Source organism: Sulfurovum sp. bin170, assembly GCF_010892395.1.
Taxonomy (GTDB): domain Bacteria; phylum Campylobacterota; class Campylobacteria; order Campylobacterales; family Sulfurovaceae; genus UBA1140.
Window position 1 is genome coordinate 1 of the sequence record NZ_JAACKB010000198.1, and the last position, 2,931, is coordinate 2,931.

The following is a 2,931-nucleotide window of genomic DNA, read 5'->3' on the forward strand; positions in this document are numbered from 1 at the left end:
CCATTTTTGATACTAGCAGATGAGCCAACAGGAAACTTGGATGACTACTCATCTAATGTTATTTGGGATTTGCTAGAGAATGCCTGTCAACAGCTTGATACTACGGTAGTTGTGGTAACACACAAGATTCCATCAGTCTTCAATGTTCACTATAGACACTTTACAATTGATGAGAATGGAGAGATTTATGAAGTTCATTAAGAGACATATCTCCCTTATTTTTCCTATGGTAGCTATCTTGCTTGGTTTGGAGTTTTTTATTGTATTTGACCGTACAACAGAGGGGTATGAGAGGAGTCTACAGGACAAGTATGCGATGTTGGTTGTAGCAAAAGATGAGATGAGTATAGATGATTTTAAGTCATGGGATGCTCATGTATTTAAAGTGGCAGAGATAGAGAAGAGCAAGATTATAAAGAGGGTCGATTCGTCATTTACAAAATCAGGCTCTTCAACTATAGAGAAAAAGATGCCCAATTTCTACTCTATAAAGTTAAACAAGTATCTAAATGAGTCGGAACTAGAACTGGTCAAACAGAACTTTATGAAGAGTGAAAAAGTGACTCGTGTAGAGTCGTTTGATACACTTCATAACTCCAATTATGGGCTTTTCTCTTTTATCAAATTCTCTTTTCAGACCTTTATACTCTTTATGACCATTATTGGATTCTTTTTGATTGTAAAACAGATGGAGGTCTGGAATTTTATGCATACAGAGAGAATGAAAGTTATGGATATATTTGGTGCTTCTCTCTTTTTACGCTCTAAAGTTTTGATAGTTATGGGGATAATAGATGCTGTAATATCCGCAATTATTGCATCGTTGGTCTTTTATATTATTCAAAATGTCTGGATGAAAGGACAAAATATAGCTATTATAGAGGATAATGTTAATTCACTGTTCTCTTTTAATGATATATTTATCCTCTCTTTTGTCTCTATTGTGATTGTTATGATAGCTGTATTTTTGGTTGTTATTAATGTAAAGGAGGAGTAGATGAGAAAGATTACTCTTCTTCTTTTACTGCTTATATTACCTCTTTTTTCTAGCTCCATTGACAAGAAGATTAAGTCAAAGAAGAGAGAACTTAGCTCAAAAAAAGTTGAATATAACAAGATGGACAGAAAACTCTCTACCGTTGCCAAAAAGATAATAGATGCAAAAGGAGAACGCTCTAAATTAGATAAAAAGCTTAACTCTTTAGAGAAAAATATAAAACGAAATCAGAGTAAATTTAATGAGTTGAGTTCTAAAAAAAAGGGCTTGGATATAGAGTTATCTAATCTAAGTAGAGAAATTGAGGATAAAAGAGACAAGTTCATCTCTTTGGTTACAGATAAATTTAGTATGGCATTGGTTCTTGAAGAGTTAAAAAAGCCTACAAAAGAGTCAGTTATGATGCAAGAGGCGTATGGAGTATATGCAAAGGAGAACAACCAAGAGATAGAGGAGCTAAAAGAGGATATTGAATCTTTGAGGGTCAAAGAGGAGTATTTTGCAAATAAACAAGAGAAGATAAAAGGGTCGATTGGTAACTATAAAAAAGAGCGAGATGAGTACAAAGAGAAAAAATCCAAAAAGACAAAGATAATCAAAGAGTTAGCAAGAGACAAAGCCATCTATAAAAAACGATTTGACCGCATTCGTGCTAGTAAAAGGACTCTACAGAGGAAATTGGCTAAGTTGAAAATTGTTAAGCAAGAGGAGCAGGAGTATAAATCAGATCGCAAAAGACGACAGAGTAGCCGTGACTCCAAGAGTGTAAAGACAGCCTCTTATGGTGGTGGAAAAACCATCTCTCCTATGAGTGGCTCAAAGCTTATAAAAAAGTTTGGAACCTATATTGACCCTATCTATAAGTTCAAAATTTTCAACAAATCCATTACTCTAAAAGCTCCATACAAAGGCTCAAAAGTCAAGAGTGTTCTTGGAGGGAAAGTTGTATTTGCAGAGAACAGTGGAGGAATGCTAGGCAAAGTTGTTATCGTCTCTCATCCTAACAAGATACATACTATCTATGCCAAACTCTCTAGGTTAGCTCCTGGGATTTATGTGGGAAAGAGACTCTCCAAAGGCTCTGTTATTGGTAAAGTCAATAAGAGTTTGATGTTTGAGGTTACTAAGAATAATAAGCATATGAATCCATTGAAGCTGATTAGATTATGATAACCATAAAATCTATTCTAAATGATATAAATGAGCATAAGAGAGTGCTTATTTTGGCAAATTTTGTAGCAATTATCGCAACACTACTTAGCATCCCAGTACCACTTCTCATCCCTCTGCTAATAGATGAGATAATTCTTGGCAAAGGTGGTTGGGTAACTGAGAATATCGACCAATTTTTTACTATCTCTTCACCTGAATATTATATCTTGGTAGTGGTAATTGTGACGATACTACTTCGTGCTGCTAGTCTACTTTTCAATATAATTCATGTAAGACTCTTCACCAAAATATCAAAAGAGGTGACCTATAAGTTGAGAGAGAGACTTTTGAGACACCTAAAGATAGTCTCTATGAGCGAATATGACATGCTAGGGTCTGGTTCTGTCTCTGCCAAGGTGATAACTGATGTGGATACGATAGATAAATTTATCTCAAGCAGTGTAGGCGAAATTATTGTAGAAGTGCTAACACTTGTGGGTGTGGCAGGGGTTATTCTCTATCTAAATTGGCAGTTGGCTCTGGTTATCTTGATACTCAATCCTTTGGCATTGGCTTTTTTTCTGCGAGTCTTTAGAAATATCTCAAAAATAAAAAAGAGAGAGAACAAATCTATAGAGGTTTTTCAAAACTCACTCACAGAGAGTCTGGAGCTATACAATCAGATTCGAGTACAAAACAGAGAGGGATATTTCCTTGATGATATAGACAACAAAGCGAAAGAGATTCGAGATAATGCATATATGTATGGTCTAAAGAGTGAA

3 protein-coding genes and 1 pseudogene are annotated in these 2,931 nt (G+C 35.1%); all 4 read left to right on the forward strand.

The genetic code is table 11. From position 1 onward, the window contains the following. Positions 1 to 201: pseudogene (locus GSY74_RS04580) on the forward strand (ABC transporter ATP-binding protein); the annotation flags it as partial. Continuing rightward, entirely contained in the window at positions 188 to 997 is an 810-nt protein-coding gene (locus GSY74_RS04585; RefSeq protein ID WP_164663926.1) for a cell division protein FtsX, read from the forward strand. The pseudogene GSY74_RS04580 and the gene GSY74_RS04585, both read left to right, overlap by 14 nt. After that, complete coding sequence (locus GSY74_RS04590) at positions 998 to 2,167, forward strand: murein hydrolase activator EnvC (RefSeq protein ID WP_164663927.1); 1,170 nt, start codon at positions 998 to 1,000, stop codon at positions 2,165 to 2,167. After that, the coding region (locus GSY74_RS04595) for an ABC transporter ATP-binding protein (protein WP_164663928.1) at positions 2,164 to 2,931 on the forward strand (768 nt) is incomplete at its 3' end. The genes GSY74_RS04590 and GSY74_RS04595, both read left to right, overlap by 4 nt.